This is a genomic window from Runella sp. SP2 (assembly GCF_003711225.1).
Taxonomy (GTDB): Bacteria; Bacteroidota; Bacteroidia; order Cytophagales; family Spirosomataceae; genus Runella.
On record NZ_CP031030.1, the window covers coordinates 6,429,801 to 6,447,513 of the forward strand.

The 17,713-nt window shown below is 46.9% G+C and carries 13 protein-coding genes; 5 read left to right on the forward strand and 8 right to left on the reverse strand.

Going from position 1 to position 17,713, the window contains the following annotated elements; genetic code table 11:
* Positions 1-24: 24 nt before the first annotated feature.
* From DTQ70_RS25855 to DTQ70_RS25875, 5 genes are all read left to right on the forward strand, one after another.
* The gene (locus DTQ70_RS25855; RefSeq protein WP_122933478.1) at positions 25-774 is read left to right on the forward strand and encodes a copper homeostasis protein CutC; all 750 of its coding nucleotides are present in this window, start codon (positions 25-27) and stop codon (positions 772-774) included.
* A gap of 99 nt (positions 775-873) precedes the next feature.
* On the forward strand, positions 874-2,814 hold the full coding sequence (nagB, locus tag DTQ70_RS25860) for a glucosamine-6-phosphate deaminase (RefSeq protein WP_374758000.1): 1,941 nt from the start codon (positions 874-876) through the stop codon (positions 2,812-2,814).
* A 109-nt stretch (positions 2,815-2,923) separates the two neighbouring features.
* Entirely contained in the window at positions 2,924-3,253 is a 330-nt protein-coding gene (locus DTQ70_RS25865) for a DMT family protein (protein WP_122933480.1), read from the forward strand.
* 69 nt (positions 3,254-3,322) lie between these two features.
* A complete protein-coding gene (locus DTQ70_RS25870) occupies positions 3,323-5,089 on the forward strand; it encodes a gliding motility-associated C-terminal domain-containing protein (protein ID WP_122933481.1) in 1,767 nt (588 codons plus the stop codon).
* Between the two features lie 33 nt (positions 5,090-5,122).
* Positions 5,123-5,323 carry a hypothetical protein gene (locus DTQ70_RS25875; protein ID WP_122933482.1) on the forward strand — a complete coding sequence of 67 codons (201 nt, stop codon included), beginning with the start codon at positions 5,123-5,125 and terminating at the stop codon, positions 5,321-5,323.
* A gap of 39 nt (positions 5,324-5,362) precedes the next feature.
* On the opposite strand, the gene DTQ70_RS25880 is transcribed toward DTQ70_RS25875, so the two are convergent.
* From DTQ70_RS25880 to DTQ70_RS25915, 8 genes are all read right to left on the reverse strand, one after another.
* Positions 5,363-5,665 (reverse strand): helix-turn-helix domain-containing protein, encoded by a 303-nt coding sequence (locus tag DTQ70_RS25880; RefSeq protein WP_122934565.1) that lies wholly within the window; start codon positions 5,663-5,665, stop codon positions 5,363-5,365.
* Between the two features lie 282 nt (positions 5,666-5,947).
* On the reverse strand, positions 5,948-6,283 hold the full coding sequence (locus DTQ70_RS25885; RefSeq protein ID WP_122933483.1) for a type II toxin-antitoxin system RelE/ParE family toxin: 336 nt from the start codon (positions 6,281-6,283) through the stop codon (positions 5,948-5,950).
* The gene (locus DTQ70_RS25890; RefSeq protein ID WP_122933484.1) at positions 6,273-6,488 is read right to left on the reverse strand and encodes a hypothetical protein; all 216 of its coding nucleotides are present in this window, start codon (positions 6,486-6,488) and stop codon (positions 6,273-6,275) included. Before DTQ70_RS25890 ends, DTQ70_RS25885 begins: the two co-directional genes overlap by 11 nt.
* 225 nt (positions 6,489-6,713) lie before the next feature.
* Complete coding sequence (locus tag DTQ70_RS25895; RefSeq protein ID WP_122933485.1) at positions 6,714-7,034, reverse strand: HNH endonuclease; 321 nt, start codon at positions 7,032-7,034, stop codon at positions 6,714-6,716.
* Positions 7,035-7,103: 69 nt separating this feature from the next.
* Positions 7,104-7,565: a thioredoxin family protein gene (locus DTQ70_RS25900; protein ID WP_122933486.1), complete on the reverse strand. Its 462-nt coding sequence runs from the start codon at positions 7,563-7,565 to the stop codon at positions 7,104-7,106.
* 81 nt (positions 7,566-7,646) lie between these two features.
* Entirely contained in the window at positions 7,647-9,386 is a 1,740-nt protein-coding gene (locus DTQ70_RS25905; protein ID WP_122933487.1) for a family 16 glycoside hydrolase, read from the reverse strand.
* Positions 9,387-9,468: 82 nt separating this feature from the next.
* Positions 9,469-14,334: a T9SS type A sorting domain-containing protein gene (locus tag DTQ70_RS25910; RefSeq protein WP_122933488.1), complete on the reverse strand. Its 4,866-nt coding sequence runs from the start codon at positions 14,332-14,334 to the stop codon at positions 9,469-9,471.
* 82 nt (positions 14,335-14,416) lie between these two features.
* Entirely contained in the window at positions 14,417-17,425 is a 3,009-nt protein-coding gene (locus DTQ70_RS25915; protein ID WP_229600013.1) for a glycoside hydrolase family 3 N-terminal domain-containing protein, read from the reverse strand.
* Between the last annotated feature and the right edge of the window lie 288 nt (positions 17,426-17,713).

Genomic DNA, 17,713 nt, shown 5'->3' on the forward strand with positions numbered 1-17,713 from the left:
AAAACAAACCAAAAATAAATAAGAATGCAGGTAGAAGTTTGTGCGTTTTCGATAGAGTCGTGTCTGAATGCCCAGCAGGCGGGAGCTACGCGCATTGAGTTATGTGGCGGGTTATACGAAGGAGGAACGACGCCCAGTTATGGGTTGATAAAAAGAGCCAGAGAAGTAACAACGCTTCAACTATACGTCATGATTCGCCCCAGGGGTGGGGATTTTTGTTACGACGACGAAGAGTTTTTAGTAATGAAACAAGACATCGAATTGGCCAAAGAGTTGGGGGCAGATGGTGTCGTATTTGGATTGCTTTTACCAACGGGTGAAGTGGATGAAGTACGTACGGCCGAATTGGTCGCATTAGCGAAGCCTTTGCAAGTAACTTTTCACCGTGCTTTTGACGTGGCCAAAAATCCATTTGAAGCGTTAGAGGCGGTTATTCGGACGGGGGCAGTGCGTATTTTGACGTCGGGACAAGAAAATTCGGCTTTGGACGGCGCGGAGTTATTGACCCAATTAGCCAAAAAAGCCGCAGGACGAATAGACTTAATGGCAGGAAGTGGAGTAAATGTTATGAATGCCGTGCAATTGGCGCAAACAGGCGTGCAAGCACTCCACCTTACGGGTAAGGCCGCTCGAAAAGGCCAAATGATTTATCAGAAAGAAGGAGTGAGTATGGCTTCCGTCTTACCCACCGACGAGTACGAGATTATTTACAGTGATGCCCTCAAAATCAGGTCAGTAGTAGAAGCTGTAAATGATAAAAAAGACAATTATTAAATTTTTTTATTAATTTAAGTCGCTTATTATCTTACAAATAGATACCTTTGTCGCCGTAAACTACTCCTTCTTTTGACAAACATGATTACCGAACCTTTAATGATTCAAGCACAAGCCGCTGACAGCAATTTGTCAAACGGTATGGTAGGTCAGGCTATCACCTACGAAAAAATTCCGACTCAGATTTACGCCGATGCCAAAGATGCTTCGCGCGCCGTGGCGCAAGAAATCGCTGATTTGATTCGGGCTAAGCAGAAGGAAGGCAAAAATTGTGTGTTAGGCTTGGCGACGGGGTCGTCACCTAAAACGGTGTATGCCGAACTCATCAAAATGCACCGCGAAGAAGGATTGAGTTTCAAAAACGTAGTGTCGTTCAATTTGGATGAATACTACCCCATGCAGCCCGATTCGATTCATAGCTACGTGCGTTTTATGCGCGAGCAATTGTTTGACCACGTGGACATTCCTAAGGAAAATTACTTTATTCCCGACGGAACGGTACCTTCGGCGCTTATCGCTGATTTTGCCCAGCGTTACGACAACAAAATGAACGCAATGGGCGGTATCGACTTTCAACTTCTTGGAATTGGAGGAAACGGTCACATTGGTTTTAACGAACCAGGCTCGTTGATTAACTCACGTACCCGTTTGATGACGCTCGACCACTCTACCCGCGCTGCTGCGGCGATGGAGTTTGGAGGGCTTCACCATGTACCCAAAAAAGCGATTACGATGGGAGTTTCGTCCATCATGAACGCCAAACGGGTGGTGTTGCTGGCATGGGGCGAGCGCAAAGCCCCCATGATTAAGTCGTCGGTAGAGGGCCCCGTGAGCGAGCTTGTGCCTGCGTCGTACTTGCAAGCACATCCTAACGTGGCGTTTTTTGTAGATACGCGGGCGGCTTCAGAACTAACCCGAGTGAAATCACCGTGGTTGGTGGATACCGTTGAATGGGACAATTCAATGATTAAGAAGGCGGTAACGCATCTTTCATTGACCCTTCAAAAACCAATTTTGAAACTCACTACCAAAGATTACAATGACAATGGTATGAGTGATATGTTGGCTGCTCACGGTTCTGCATACGATATTAATATCAACGTTTTCAATCAGTTACAACATACCATCACAGGATGGCCAGGAGGTAAACCAAACGCCGATGATACGCACCGCCCTGAGCGCGCGCATCCTGCGAAAAAACGCGTGATTCTCTTCAGCCCACACCCCGACGATGACATTATTTCGATGGGAGGGACGTTCCAGCGTTTGGTGGACCAAGGACACGAGGTTCACGTTGCGTACCAAACGTCAGGGAACATTGCCGTGGCCGACGACGAGGCGTTCCGCTTTATCGACTTTGTGGTGGATTACAACCAGAAATTCGGTATCGAAAGCCCTGCCGCGATGAAGATTTTTGATGACGCAAAAGCGTTTTTGAAAACGAAAAAAGACAGCGAAATAGATACGCCAGAAGTACGTTACGTGAAAGGCATCATTCGTCGCGGAGAAGCAAAAGCAACGTGCCGTTTTGTCGGAACGGAGCATTTTCATTTCCTCGACATGCCGTTCTACGAAACAGGTACGGTACAGAAAAAGCCAATTGGCCCAGAGGACGTCAAAATCATTGCCGATTTGATTGAGGAAATCAAGCCACACCAAATCTACGCAGCGGGCGACTTTGCCGACCCTCACGGAACCCACAAAGTATGCTGGGATGCCATTGAAGCGGCTTTGGGACAATTGAAGCACAAAAACTTTATGAAAGATTGCTGGGTGTGGTTGTACCGTGGCGCTTGGGCGGAGTGGGATATTCACGAAATCGAAATGGCGGTGCCAATGAGCCCCGACCAAGTGGTGAAAAAGCGGATGGGTATCTTCAAACACCAATCACAAAAAGACGGAGTGGTGTTTCAAGGGGAAGACTCACGTGAGTTTTGGCAACGTGCCGAAGAACGCAACAGCGGAACGGCCAAACTCTACGACCAGCTTGGCTTGGCCGAATACGAGGCGATGGAAGCCTTCGTTCGTTGGCATTTTTAAACTAGCGTATAGGTTTCCAAATCAATAATTTTTAAGCATCGGTCGGTGAATAACTGGCCGATGTTTTTTTGTGCAAAATTCTATCTTTGTGCTTTAAAACATCACGTATATGCGCACTGTTATTTTGTTATTTCTTTCCAATGTTTTTATGACAACCGCTTGGTATTGGCACCTCAAATACAAAGATACTGACTTGTGGAAGGTGGTGGTTATTAGTTGGTTAATTGCATTTTTTGAGTATTGTATTGCCGTTCCAGCCAATCGAATTGGCTCTTATGAATTCAACGCATTCGAGCTTAAAACCATCCAAGAAGTTGTCAGCTTGGTCGTCTTTGTTGGATTTGCTGTTTTTTACCTCAAAGAAGAACTTCGCTGGAATTATCTTGTGGGTTTTGCCTTGATTATACTTGCGGTATTCTTTATCTTTAAGAAGTGGTAATGCCTTCACGTGCAACAGTCGTTTTGGGATGTGCGTATAGGTGATTAGGGCACTCAAAAAACGACGGCAATGAGGAAAATTCTATGGATATTGGGGTTTTGGTGGGGGAGTTGGCTGTGGAGTTATGGTCAGGTAGATTGTGGAAACATCGGTTTTGAAACAGGAACAACCCAAGGATGGACGTTGACTAACGGAAACATTGGCCTTGCGGGAATTCAGCTTATTTATCTAAATGAAGTCGCGGGTACGTTCGACAATGGCCACCTGATTACCAAAATAAGCGATGGCAACGACCCCAACGTCACACGTGAAGCGTTACCGATGGTGGCGCCAGGAAGCCAGTATTCGATTCGTATTGGTAACGGCACCGCTAACCGTGGGTCGAGATTTGACCGAATTAAAACCACGTTTATTGTTTCGCCCGATAACACTCTTTTCCAGTACAAATTTGCCGTTGTACTCAACAAAGACCAAAATGATACCCACCAGTCCCACCAAAAGCCTGGCTTTAGTTTACTGATTTATGATGAAAATAAAACGCCGATTGGGTGTAGCTATTACGATGTGCAGCTAACTAGGGCAGGGGTGGTTGCTGGATTTAAAGCGCAAAGTACCACGGTAGAATACCGCCCTTGGACTACGGGCGCGATTGACCTTCGTAATTACGTCGGTAGGCAACTGACGGTTGAGGTAACAGCCCACGGGTGTACGCAACGAGGCCACTACGGTTATGCGTATTTTGATGCGCAGTGTTTGAAGGCCGAAATTAAGGCTAGTTCAATTTGTCCCGATGCCAGCGGTTATTTGACTTTGGTCGCTCCCGATGGTTTTGCTTCCTACAAATGGAATACGGGTGAAACGACCACAAGCATTAGAATAAAACCCAAAATAGGGGATAAGTATTTTGTAAAAGTAGTAGCGCCGTCGAGTTTGGACGAGTCCTGTGAGTTGCAGTTGGATTATACTGTCAAACACCAAAAAGCGGATACAACCATTAACAAAACCATTTGTGAAGGTGAAAGCTTCACCGTAGGAACTACGGCTTACCGAACATCAGGAAAGTACGTTACAAAAATTGACCGTGGGGAAAGTTGCGACAGCACAGTCACGCTCAATCTTACGGTCAAACCCTTGGCTCGCCACTCCCAAAAAGTAACGATTTGTGAAGGCCAAACGCTGACCGTTGGTACAGTTGCATACACAACGGCAGGGATATATACCACTACTATCTCACGTCCTTCGCTTTGCGACAGTATTGTTACGACGACGTTGGTGGTGGACAAAATAGAACTTTCCGTACAACCCACCGAAGTAGCGGTTGCGGAAGGAGATAGCGCACAGCTACGTGCGACGCTGGTTTCGACCTTTGCCAATGCCAATTATACTTACCGCTGGGAACCCGAACAAGGGCTGTCGTGTGCCACTTGTGCCGTAACGTGGGCTTATCCAGAAATGACCACAAAATACAAATTGACGGTCACGAATGCGGATAAAACTTGCCAGAAGGTAGCCGAGGCACGCGTCAAAATTATTCAGTGTGGTGTTTATACACCCGATGTTTTTTCACCCAACGATGACCAACAAAACGACGTATTTTTTGTGCAAGCGGGTGATTGCGTCAAACAAATCAAAGAAATGACGATTTACAGTCGTTGGGGAGAAGTCATATTTCACCAAGCCAATGTTCCCATTTCTCAGCCTGCATATGGTTGGGATGGTAAGTACCTAGGGCAGTTGCTAGGTGTAGGTACGTTTCCTTACCGAATCACGATTGAGTTTACCGACCCCGAACTGAACTCCTACACTTTCACGGGTGTTGTGATGTTGATGAAGTAAGGACACGCTACTACTTGAATCTACCCACGCGTCTTGGAAACAATCGGGTCAGCCTGTACTTCGGCGTCGATTGACCCTTCGCACGTATTGATGGCCTTGGGAATGACCGAAACCGAGGCGTTTTCGTGTATTCGATTTAGTTTGGGGCGGTTTAATACTGATGCCGAAATCCCGCAAGTAGTAGAGGAAGTCAAGAAGGTGGTGGGACAATTGCGGGCGATGAGTGGTAAATAAGCTCTTTTGTCACGCTGTAAGCGTCTGAAACCCTTAATATCAAAACTCCACTTTTAATTTTAAATGACCTCCCAGTCCCTCATGTATGATACGAAAAAGCGTAGAAAGGCGAATATCAGAAGCATCATTCTCAATACGTGAAATGTAAGATTTGTTAGTCCCTATTTTAGCGGCCAACTCAGCTTGGGTCATATTTTTGCTTTTACGGGCTTCTTCTATTAATACCCCAATCTTGAAAGCTTCATAGCGTTGTTCCCAGTTTTCTCGTGCCTCAGTACCACGAGGGCCGTATTTGAGGTCTAAAATATCTTCTAAAGAGGTAATGTTAGGATTGTTTGTCATCGAAATAGGCTTTTTATCTTTTGTCACGCTTCAAGGTCTGAAATCGTTTTTGGGAAAGTGCCCGACGTTAAAAACGCATCTTCCAGAGGTTAGAGATAAAGGCTTTTAGCCAAACACAAACCAGCGTGGGCAGCCCCAGCGGGGCAAAATCTTGCGGGGCCGCCCGTGCGGTAGAAAAAAGGTAATTTCCCCACCCATGGAGCCCCGTAGGGGTGGGTATAAGGGACGTTAATTTGTCACGCTGTAAGCGTCTGACTTCTTCTAAATTAGAAATTAGATGAGTCATTTAAGTTCCTGTACTATTCGGATTAGTTCTTTCAATTCTTTATCATTGAGGCTTGAACGTTCTGATTTATCATAAATAGAAAGTAAATAAAGTTCATTATCATTAACATACACGCAAGTGATAACCCTTGCCCCACCTGATTTTCCTTTGTTTTTGCTGCCTATTGAGAGTCGTATTTTATAGCAACCATCACCCAGTGAGGTTCCCTGAAAGGGCTGGTCTTTAAGACTTTCAATGAGGCTCAAAAGCTCGCCTTTCAGTGAAGGGAATTTTTTAATGAGCCTTTTAGCTTGCCTTTGAAAAGGGGAAATAGGTATTATATCAAAGCTCATTTAAAAAATCGGTTAGACTTGGCTTGGGTAGTTTTCCCTCACGTATTAGTTTGACCTCTTCAAATGCTTCAAGCAGTTCTTCGCGGTGTAGTTGCTTTGATGTATCGGGCAAATCCAACTTTTTGCGGATGCTTTCCCACTCTTCAATCGGAATAAATACCCCTGTAATATGCCCCGTGTGGTCTGATAGGTACTGTAAGTTCATGGCTCAGACGTTATAAGAATAATTAGTTTATATGACGAAGATACAAAAAGCCGATTCTTTCACCAAACCTACCCTTTTGTCACGATGTAAGCGTCTGAAATTTTGTGGGAAAGAAGCCACGCGTTAAAAACGCATCTTTCAGAGGTTTGAGACTCAGTGCAAGCCAATCATCCAACAGCCCCAGCGGGGCGAAATCTTAGTAGAAAAAGAGCGATTATCCACACCTCATTTCTTAAACACATTTTTTCGATGCCATTCAAAATTAGCCAACGACGGCCAAAAATCCTTGTCATTGGGCAGTACGATTGTCTTACCCTCCATTTTTGAAAAACTGTACTCGCTCTGAGTGTTTTCCTTAAAGGATGGGGAAAGTATCACTTCATAGCTATCATTGATTGAAATCAAGCCTCGGTCAAAAGCGCGGTGTAAATTGGGACAAAGCGCGATACCGTTGGTTAGGCTATTGTCGAAACTTTTGGCAAATGGTACAATGTGACAAGCATCTACCATTGTAATCGTAAATAAAGCCGAAACTTGTCTATCCATGATTTTAACCAATTACCCACAAAAAAAGCCGTGAAACTCACGGCTTTTTTTGTGGGGCTGAGTCCCAAATTATTTTTTGCCAGTTACCGCTTTGGCAAATTTAATAAGCTCAGGGCCGTCCATGATGGCGCCTAAGTGCGTGGTAACTAATTTGCCGTTGCCGTCCACAAAGAAAAGTGTAGGATAGCCTTCGATGGGGTAGCGGCTGGCCAACTGTGGTCCTTCGCCTATTTCCATGTCTTTTTTCACATTGATGAACGTCGCGTTGAAATAATCGCCGACGTCTTTGCGCGTAAACACATTTTTTTGCATCATTTTACAAGGGCCACACCAGCTTGCGTAGGCATCAAAAAAGATGATTTTTTTCTCTTTTTTAGCCTTTTCGAGGACTTTGGCCCAAGGCAAATCCACAAATTGAATACCATCTGCTTTAGGGGCAGTGGTAGAAGGTGCAGGCGCAGATGGAGTGGTCGCTGCCATGCCTGTAAACAAAACAGCCGCGATGGCGAGAACAAAAATGAAACGTTGCATCGGTTTAGATAATTAGATTGTCAATTCGTTTGAGCATAAAACGCAAATTTCGTGCAAAATGGTTTGGTCAACCCATAAAACTTACCAAATCAATGAATAACGTACGGTGCCGTTGAGCGGTAAAAGCAATTCTTGTTGTCCACCCACATTGCGAACCACGGGCTTACTCTTAGGGTCTATGCGTACAAAATAACTTTGTCCATTTACTTCATAAAGACCTTTTTCGAGCTGTGAAATGCTATTGCCACTCACCAATCGTACGTAGCCGTTGGGGAGATTTCCGTTGATAGTGCGCGTTAAACCGCCATTATCGGGCGTAATTTCATCGGTAATATCGGCATTGTTGAGGCGATAAGTAGTGGTTGGGACACCCTCGGGCGATAAGCGATAACCTTTGTAAGTGAGCTGTGAAAGAGAATCGGGCCAAGCTGCATTCATATCGGCTAGCACTGCCCAATCTACCTGTCCTTTGGTCGTTGTTGTGGTGCCCATTGGGGATAAAATTTGCGGTTCACCGCGTTCGTACCACATTTCGGTCACGTTGGCAAAAGGCCCTTTCCAGAACTGCAACAAAGAACCCCAATTGAGGTCTAATGTATAATGTACACCTTCGGGCGTGCCTACTGAAAGACAGTGGGTGCGTTTGTTTTTTTCGCCTTGGCGTTGGATAAATGAACGGACTAACTCCGCTTTGCCTCCCGTCGTGGTTACTTCGATGGTCGGTATGGGCTGTGGTTCGGGCACCGACGACAATACGTGAAGTGGGTACGGACGGACGCCTTGGGTCGAAACCATCATGCCAAGTGCAGGGCGGCGCCAGGTAAATTTGTGGAAATCTAAGCGAAACGGATGCGAACCTTTGGTCAAATGTACGGTTGCGGGGACGTAGTTTTGCTGAAAATCATTCCATTGGTAAGGAAGTACTTGTTTTCCATCTATCTCCAACGACGCATTCGACATGTAGATAAGCTGAATCAGGTAGTCGCCTTCTTGGGCTACGTCCATGTTTCCTTCATAAACCAAATAGAAGCTATTGTTGCCCATCCCCCATTCTCTAGTTAGGATAGAGGTTGTGTCTTTTTTGAGAATATTTTCACTTAACAATGCCTTTGGGCGGTCGTTTCCTGCTTTGTAAAGGGTGTAAGTGAGGTTTTTTAGGGTCAACGGGTGTGTATCGTTCAACAATTGATAATACACATTTTTAAACGCCACATTGCCAGAGGTTACTTCTAATGCAATGCTAGATTGGGCAGAAGGGGCGGCACTCAAAAAAGTATTTTCTTGAATCACAGACCCGTTGAGGGTGAGTTTTTCTATTTGGGCTGCCGACGTTTTGGTCGATCGTTTGAACTGAACCAATAATTGTTGCCAAAGCCCAGGTGCTTTACTGGCATTTTGAAGCGGCATTAGTCCCGCTACTGACCCACTTGCGCTACCATCGAGTTTGGCATTTTTCCAACTATCGCTCAGCTGGATGTCATAGCCACCAGGAAGTTTCACTACGGCACTTCCTGCGGGCGACAACATAAAATCAAGTTGTAGAACCACATCGCCTGTGCCTAATTCGGTGGTGGCTTTGGCCGAAGAACTGCCAACCAAAATCCCCGTCGCTTTGTCAGCAAGAGCGGTTGTTTTTACAAAATCTTTTTTGTCGGGGTGCATCGTCACCGCCTGTGCTGACTTCCAGCTTCCTGTTAATTGGAACGCTCCGCCTTCGTGGGTGGGGAGCTGGGTCATGCCATTTTTTTGGGCATGTACTGAAAAAGCAAAACCGACTGCCAAAAGAAGACAGCCGGCTTGATATGCAATGCGTATTTTCATAGTCAAAAGTGCTTCGGCTTACTTGTTTACCTTTTGCAAAGGTACGTTTGTTTCGACAAACAAACTCCGAAGTACTTAAATTCTACTGCACTTTTACGATTTTTCGTCGCGCTATGCGCCCATTTTGTTCTGCATTTAAGAAATAAACCCCTGGGGTAAGCGTCGTAAAGTCAACTTCGTCTCTGCTGGTGGCGGTTTGTTGTCGTAACAAAACGCGCCCGTAGCCATCAGTGACGGTAATCGACGCAGGCGCACCTCCTTGGATTTCGATGGTACAACGCGTTTGAACAGGCACAGGATATACGCTTAACCAATCGCTTGATTGGTTTGGATTGACCGACAATAACGGGTTGACCGTCAGGGTAAGACGTGAGGTCGCTGGCCCGTTCCCGCAACCGTTGCTAATCGAAACGATACGATAGATGTTTGTTTTTGCAGGACGTACGGTAAACTCAAAAGGCGACACAGTGGTTGAAAACGTGGTGTCTTTCTGGGCCAAGCTATCGCGGTATGTTACGCGCCAAGGATTTTCACCCGTGAAGGCAATCGAAAGTTTGGCGCTTTCATTTTCGTAAATGTTTGATGGCCCCGAAATGGTCGCCGTTGGTAATTCCCGCACCACAATTTGAACAGGGCTTACTTTCCCTTTCACTGTAAAGTTAGAGGCAACTCCAATCACGCGTACAAAGTATGTTCCAGCTGTAGCGGTGGCAGGTACTGTGGCGGTGAGCGGTGTGCTAGAGCCTTCCGTCGAAATCGTTTGGAAGCTTGCGTCGTCGTTTGTCTTCGAGATTTGGACGCGGAACTGGGTATTTGATGGGAAGAAATCCGATGAAAAATACGGAATACCGAACGTTTGACCCGCGCAAACGGTGGTGGCACTTGGATTACCAACGTCGATGGTGGCTACCCGTACATTGATGGTAGCGCTTCCTGCTGGACTACCTTCGCCGCAATTGTTGGTAATTTTTGTTACCGTAAATATGGTAGATTCTAACGGGCTCACGGTGATGTTGGTCGGGTTTTGAGACGTCGTAAATGTTAGTCCATTAGACAACGTATAAGTCCAAGGGCCTTGGCCCGTAAATGCAATCGATAATGGTGCCGATTGACCTTGGGTGATGGTGCCTTCGCCGCTAATGGTTGCACTCGGAAGTGGCTGAATGACAACTACAATTTCCGCACGTGGGCTCTCACAACCGTTGGTTCCTGTTTGGGTCACATAAAAATTGTAAGTACCTGGCGTCTGTGTCGGTGGAATATTGGGTGTGCTCTGAGGAGTGCCCCCTGTTTTGTTGGTATTGTACCATTTTAAGCCTGTACCTGTGGCAGACAATGCCTGTGGCGTTGCGTTTTGACAAGTTACAATGGGCACTTGGCTTACGGCAGGCAATGGCGTTGTGCGTACGTTTACCCGAATGTCGGTACGAGGGCCTCGACAGCCATCGCGTAGTTGTAGCACAGAATACGTTCCTTCAAAGCCCGTGTCGGTCGTAATGGTAGGAATAACTCCCGTTTCGCTGCTGTTTGGATAAATCCAGAGCAATGACTCGCCCGTTCCTTGTACTTTGGCATCCAACTGAATGGCGGGGTCAAACTGACAAAGAAGGTATTCTTGCTTTGCCACTTGTGCCGTCGTAGGAAGAGGTTTCACGACTACCTGTACTTGGCTACGCTGGCTTTCGCAGGTGTATTGATTGGTCTGCGTAACGTAATAGCTTGTTGTGATGGAGTTATCGGTTGAGTTGTTGGTCGATGGGGTAGGGGCTACGCCGCTTCCACTGCCACCTGTTGCTTCGGTGTACCATTTGATGTTGCTTCCATTAGCTACCAAAGCAGTGGCGTTAGCGGTTGCACAATACACAACTGGTGACGCAGCGGTGGGGTTGGCAGGCGTTGGATTGACTACAAAAGAAAAAGTGGTTGTTTTTCCAGTACAAAGAGATGTTGCGGGCACAACGCTAATGGTGGTTGAAACAACATTCTGCGAGTTATTTAAAGCACTAAACCCAGCGGCGATATTGCCCGTTCCTGCTATTCCAAAACCAACGTTGGTAGGAGTTGACCAATTAAATGTTGTGCTTGGAGTGGCGCTTGTAAACGAGATAGCGTTTCCTTTTTCTCCCGCACAAAGGGTAATATCAGCAATGTTACTAACAACTGGGCTTGGGTTTACTGTGATGGTAAACGTTTTGGCTGTTCCTTCGCAGGTATTGGCGGTTGGAATGACGCTTACCGTAGCGGTTGTGGCAGATACGATAGGGTTTGCTACTGTATAATTTGTGATATTGCCCGTGCCTGTTGTTCCAAACCCTACGTTAGCCGTGCTTGTCCAGGCGTAGGTAGTGCCTGAGGTGAGGCTTGTAAAAGAAATAGCGGGGGCGGTCTCTGTTCCGCAATACGTCAAATTACTAAGTGTCGTAACTACTGGAGTTGGGTTGGCAGTGACGGTGAAAGTTTTTACTGGGCCAGTACAGGTAGCGGTTCTCGCCGTCACACTCACGGTCGAGATGATAGGTGCTACGCCCGCGTTGGCCACCGTAAAAGCGGCAATATTTCCCGAACCTGACGTCCCAAAGCCAACATTAGCCGAAGATGTCCACGTATAGGTACTTCCTGAAGTTGGGCTCGTAAAAGCAATGGCAGCGCCTGGGGCAGTGTTACAGTAGGCTACATTGTTTACGGTCGTAACTTTAGGCGAAGGGTTTACGGTAATGGTAAATGTTTTGGAGGCTCCTACGCAGGTATTGGCAGTAGGCGTAACGGTGATGTTGCCCAAAACGACAGAGGCACTATCAACGGTTGTAAAAGCGGCAATATTTCCCGTGCCCGCCGTTCCGAAACCTACGTTGGTACTGCTTGACCAAGCGTAAGTAGTACCCGATGTGGAACTAATAAACGGAATCGCACTGGCACTTGCATTGCCACAATAAACGGCATTCGCAACTGTGCCAACAACGGGTGTAGGATTGACAGTGATGGTGAAAGTTGACGCTGGGCCAGTACATGTTCCTGTGCTTGGGGTGACAGTGATGGTACTAATAACGGGGTTTGAAGTAGCGTTGGTAGCGGTATAGGCAGGGATATTTCCCGTTCCCGAAACCCCAAAACCAATGTTTACTGAACTTGTCCAAGTATAGGTCGTTCCTGTAACAGGGCTAGAAAACGTGATGGCCGAAGCCGAGGCCGCATTACAATAGACGGCGTTAGAAATGGCGTTGACAGTTGGCGCAGGGTTTACAGTAACAGTAAATGTTTTTGATGCTCCTGGACAAGCGCCAATGCTAGGAGTAACCGTAACGGTTGCAACGACGGGAGTGGTACTAGAACTGGTGGTCGTGTAAGAAGGAATGTTGCCTGTTCCTGACGTGCCAAAGCCCACGTTTGCCGTGCTTGTCCAACTGTACGTGGTACCTGCCACAGGGCTAGAAAAGTTAATTCCTGCTACTGGGATTCCACCGCAAAAAGCGGCATTAGCAACGGTATTGACGCTGGTTGTTGGATTGACAGTCACGCTAAAAGAAGTACTGTTTCCTGTGCATCCTCCCACCGAAGGCGTTACGGTAACCGTAGCAACTTGAATACCTGCCCCTGCATTGATTGCCGTAAAGGCGGGGATATTTCCAGTACCTGAGGTTCCAAAACCGACGTTTACTGAGCTGGTCCACGAAAATGTTGTACCCGCCGAGAAGCTTGTCAGCGCGATGGCAGGATTGCTGGTACCATTGCAAGTAACCACATTTGAAAGGGTGTTGGCTGTAGGTTTATGTTTGACCGTGATAGAAAACGTCGTTGGAGTACCCGCACAACCGCCCACGCGTGGCGTAACCGTAATGGTTGCGGTTACGTCAGCATTGCTATTGTTGTTGGCAATAAATGCAGGGATGTTCCCCGTGCCTGAAGTACCAAAGCCAATGTTAGCCGAAGATGTCCATTCAAATGTCGCCCCTGCTGACGAACTGGTAAAGTTGATGGAAGGGGCTGAGGTATCGTCGCAATAAGAAAGATTGGAAACGGAATTGACAGTGGCATTCGTTGGATTGACGGTCATGTTAAATGACTGCGCTGGGCCTGGGCACCCGTTGAGATTGGGCGTGACGGTGACGGTCGAAGTCACCGAAGAAGTGCCTGGGTTGGTAGCGGTGAAAGCAGGGATAGAACCTGAACCTGAGTTTCCAAACCCTACGTTTGCCGAACTGGTCCAGGTGAAGGTCGTACCAGCCGTTGGGCTGCTAAAATTAATCGCCGCATTGGCCGTGCCATTACAAACATTGACGTTTCCCACGGCGTTGACCGTTGCGACGGGCCGAATGGTCACATCAAAACTAGAAGCAAGTCCTACGCAGCCATTGACCGAAGGGACAACGGTCACATTGGCAGTGACGTTTGACGTTCCATTGTTGACAGCGGTAAAGTTAGGGATATTTCCCGAACCCGATGTGCCAAAGCCAATGTTGGTGGAGCTCGTCCAAAAGAACGTTGCACCAGCACTAGAGCTGCTAAAAGAAATACCACTTACACCTGCTCCACTACAAGCGGTTACATTGCTAACGGGGTTCACAGTGGCAACGGGGTTGACCGTAAATGAGGCACTACCTGCCGAAGCAGTCAGTCCTGAAGTGACGCGTATTTTGTAGCCTGAGCCTGCACTTGTACCCACAGGAATGTTGGCCGAAATGGGGCTAGTGTTGCCCGAGCCAATGACGTTGGGAGTAGCAGGGAAGACCCCCGCAGCGTCCGATAACTGTACCGAAAAAGTAGGAGTTCCTGCAAAGCCTGTTGCACTAAACGACACCCGTACTCCTTGGCCAGCGCAATAGCCACCCGCAGGGATGACACCCGACGTACTGGTGACTATAACGGAGCTAATACTTTGAGCTGCACTCTCAAAAATTACCCCACAAACCAGCAAAGCAGCGCAGCTTAGAAAAAGTAGTTTTTTGAACATAATCCGTTAATGTATTGATTTTGATAAAAACGCTTAAAATTACCTCTTTATTGATACATCATCACTTTTCAAAGAATGAGATTTATTTTCCGTCTTTGCGAATGGCCTGATAAACGATTTCGTGGACCCTCCGACGGATTCGTTTTCGGTTGATTTCGTTGTTTTCGGCATTAGGATGCACACGGTTTGACAACATCACAAACACAAGCTCTTCTTTAGGGTCAACCCACACCATGGTGCCCGTAAAACCTGAATGCCCAAACGAACTTGATGAAGCCACGGAAGCCACAAAATTGCTCTCCCCGCTGGTGGGAGCTTTGTCCCAGCCCAACCCACGGTGGTGGGCTGAGTCATACATTTTTGAAAATAAGGGTAGGGTTTCTTCTTGAAAATATCGACGGTCGCCGTAGTGTCCCTTTTGTAGGTTCATTTGCATCAAAATGGCTAAGTCGTAAGCAGTACTGAACAAGCCCGCATGGCCCGCCACCCCGCCATAAACCGCCGCCATTTGGTCATGAACTGTACCCCGAAGCAACTGATTTCGGTACGAAAAGTCGTTTTCAGTAGGTGCAATCTGACTTTCTGGAAAACGCCCCAAAGGCAAATAGGTCGTCGTCATCATTCCGAGTGGTTCGTAGAAATTTTGCCCCAAAAACTCATCTAACGGCTGATTGGTGATTCGTTCGACTACTTTTTGTAGCACCAAAATCCCCAAATCACTATACACAAACGAATGCTTCCCATTGACCTCTTTACGCATCGGTGACTGGATGATACCTTTCCAAACCGAGTCGCGTAGGGCGGGTTTGGCAAAAAGCTTGGGGGCAATTTGCATCGAATATACGCTGTCACGAATCGAGCTGTAATACTCGGTCATCAGCCCGCCGCCGCCTGTTTTGGTACGCTCCCAAAGTTTGGGATAAAATGACACCAAGCCCGAACGGTGTAGCAGTAGCTCTTCGATGGTAATTGCCGCTTTGTTTGTTCCTACGAGTTCAGGCAAATAGTGTGCCGCTTTTTGTTTTAAGTCCAAAACACCTTCTTCGTGTAGGTACATCACTGCTTGGAGGGTTGCGGCTACCTTGGTCACCGACGCTACGTCGTAGAGGGTTTCGTTGGTTACTTTTTCATTGAGATTATCATAAGTCAAGGTGCCGTAGCTCCGCTGAAACACCACGCGTCCTTTGCGCGCTACTACTACTTGGCAGCCTGGGAAAATGCGCGCCTGAATCGAGCGTTCTACGAGGGTGTCAATTTTGTTCAACACCTCGGCACTCATACTCACCTGTTCTGGGTAGCCGATTTGTATCCGATTGAGCGAAGGAGTAATAATGCCCGTGCCTAGCTCGTAGGTGTTTTCAATGGAAACGGGTAATTTACCTTTGAATGGCAACGCCCCAAAAATTTGCTCCGCAGCCACTACTTCCAGGTCGGGTAGGTTTTCGTAAGCACATACCACTGCGGAAGTGACGGGCAGTTGCTTCAAGGCGTAAGGGGTGGCAAAAATGCTCACAATCACCTTGGCTTTTTGTTGCAAGCGGTTGAGAAGCTCAACCGTAGCAGGGGTAATGGTAAAAGGACGGTTAAAATTGCGTCGGGTATCGTGCAAACTAACCATCACCACGTTGGCGTTGGCGGTTTGTGCCACCAGACCTTCTATTTCTTGGTTGGTGGTAGGTTTGTCGGCATACACAATATGCTTGAACGGGGCATATTTGCTCAAAGTTTGTTGGAAGAGATTGATACCCCCGCCGCCGATGGCAATTGAGGCAAAAGTACACGTATCGAGCGATGAAAGTGGCAGGAGTTGGTTATCGTTTCGTACCAAAGTGACGGCTTGTTCGCACAAATCACGGGTGAGGGCTTTTACTTCGGGGGCCTGTAGCGATGCGTTGAGGGCGACAACGGGAATTGGCTTGGTAAGGTGCAAGCCTGTCCAATACTTAGCTCTTAATATTTTGCGAACTTTTTCGTCGATAACATCCATCGGAATCGTCCCTCTCGATACCCCTTCTTTGATACGCCGCACCGACTCAATCACGCTTTCGGGGTATAGCAGTACGTCATTTCCTGCTACCAATGCTTTTATGTTAGCTTCAACGGGCGTTCGGCCACGCACTACACCTTTCATGTTCATGGCATCAGTAAAGACCAATCCCTGAAAGCCCATTTGTTTTTTGAGCAAATCGGTTACTATTTTTTCGGAAAGAGAAGAGGCAAGGTGAGGACGATTGTCAAGCACGGGGACGTATAAATGCCCCGTGATAATGCCCGTAAGGCTGTCAGCAATCAGTTTTTGAAAAGGATATAAGTCGGTTTGGGTCAGATGGTCGGTCGAGTGTGAAAGCACAGGTAAGGTAAAGTGGGAGTCGGTGCCCGTATCGCCATGGCCTGGGAAGTGTTTGGCAGTGGCGATTACCCGTTGGTGTTGAAGTCCCTTCATATACGCAGCCGCTTTGGCGGTTACATTCTCGCGGTCTTCGCCAAACGAGCGTAGTCCAATCACGGGGTTACGGGGGTTTGAGTTGATGTCGGCAACGGGTGCAAAATTGACTTGGATACCCGCCAACTGGCACTGACGGCCAATCATCCGCCCCATTTTATAAATATATTGATTATCCTGAATGGCACCGAGGGTCATTTGTTTGGGGAAATCGTCGATGCTGTCGAGGCGCATTCCTAGCCCCCATTCTCCGTCGATACCCACCATCAGGGGCACTTTTGAAAGCGCTTGATAGCGGTTTACGAGTTTTGCTTGCCGCGAAGGGCCTCCTTTGAAAAAAATAAGGCCGCCGATATGGTGATTTTTAATGAGGTTATCCACGTGTCGATAGTAGGTTTCATTACGGTCCGAATAGGTGGCAACCATAAAAACCTGCCCGATTTTTTCTTCGAGGGTTAAATTATTAAATACGCTATCTGCCCAGCGATTTGCCTCAAAAACCGCTTTAGAGGGAGTATTGTCTTCTTTTAGCGCCCATTGTTGTGCTGGCTTTCCGTCGGTTGCTTTGTGGTATGAGCCCACTAGCCCCATCGCAGCACCTGCACTTATGATAATTCCTACAATAGAATTCGTCCAAAAAATCTTCATTTCACTGATTTAAAAATAGCGACAAAGTTACTAAAACCTCTCCACAAAAATTGTACAAAACCGATATTCTGGTACAATTTAACCTGAACTGTTTATTATTTATAAACTAAATTTAATGAACAGGTTATTGCCTGAAATGAGGTGAATTATAGGTACTTATCCGTCGGTTTTTCAAATATAACCTAGCCGTAATACTGGGTTAACATTGACTTAATATTGTACTTCTACCTTTGCTGCGTAATCCTGATAAAGGATTTATGACACCAACTTGAATCAAATATTACAACT

Coding starts and splice junctions, on each gene's coding strand:
- DTQ70_RS25905 (WP_122933487.1), bottom strand. CDS start 9,386: ATGAAAATACGCATTGCATATCAAGCCGGCTGTCTTCTTTTGGCAGTC.
- DTQ70_RS25870 (WP_122933481.1), top strand. CDS start 3,323: ATGAGGAAAATTCTATGGATATTGGGGTTTTGGTGGGGGAGTTGGCTG.
- DTQ70_RS25865 (WP_122933480.1), top strand. CDS start 2,924: ATGCGCACTGTTATTTTGTTATTTCTTTCCAATGTTTTTATGACAACC.
- DTQ70_RS25880 (WP_122934565.1), bottom strand. CDS start 5,665: ATGACAAACAATCCTAACATTACCTCTTTAGAAGATATTTTAGACCTC.
- DTQ70_RS25895 (WP_122933485.1), bottom strand. CDS start 7,034: ATGGATAGACAAGTTTCGGCTTTATTTACGATTACAATGGTAGATGCT.
- DTQ70_RS25885 (WP_122933483.1), bottom strand. CDS start 6,283: ATGAGCTTTGATATAATACCTATTTCCCCTTTTCAAAGGCAAGCTAAA.
- DTQ70_RS25900 (WP_122933486.1), bottom strand. CDS start 7,565: ATGCAACGTTTCATTTTTGTTCTCGCCATCGCGGCTGTTTTGTTTACA.
- DTQ70_RS25910 (WP_122933488.1), bottom strand. CDS start 14,334: ATGTTCAAAAAACTACTTTTTCTAAGCTGCGCTGCTTTGCTGGTTTGT.
- DTQ70_RS25890 (WP_122933484.1), bottom strand. CDS start 6,488: ATGAACTTACAGTACCTATCAGACCACACGGGGCATATTACAGGGGTA.
- nagB (WP_374758000.1), top strand. CDS start 874: ATGATTCAAGCACAAGCCGCTGACAGCAATTTGTCAAACGGTATGGTA.
- DTQ70_RS25915 (WP_229600013.1), bottom strand. CDS start 17,425: ATGAAGATTTTTTGGACGAATTCTATTGTAGGAATTATCATAAGTGCA.
- DTQ70_RS25855 (WP_122933478.1), top strand. CDS start 25: ATGCAGGTAGAAGTTTGTGCGTTTTCGATAGAGTCGTGTCTGAATGCC.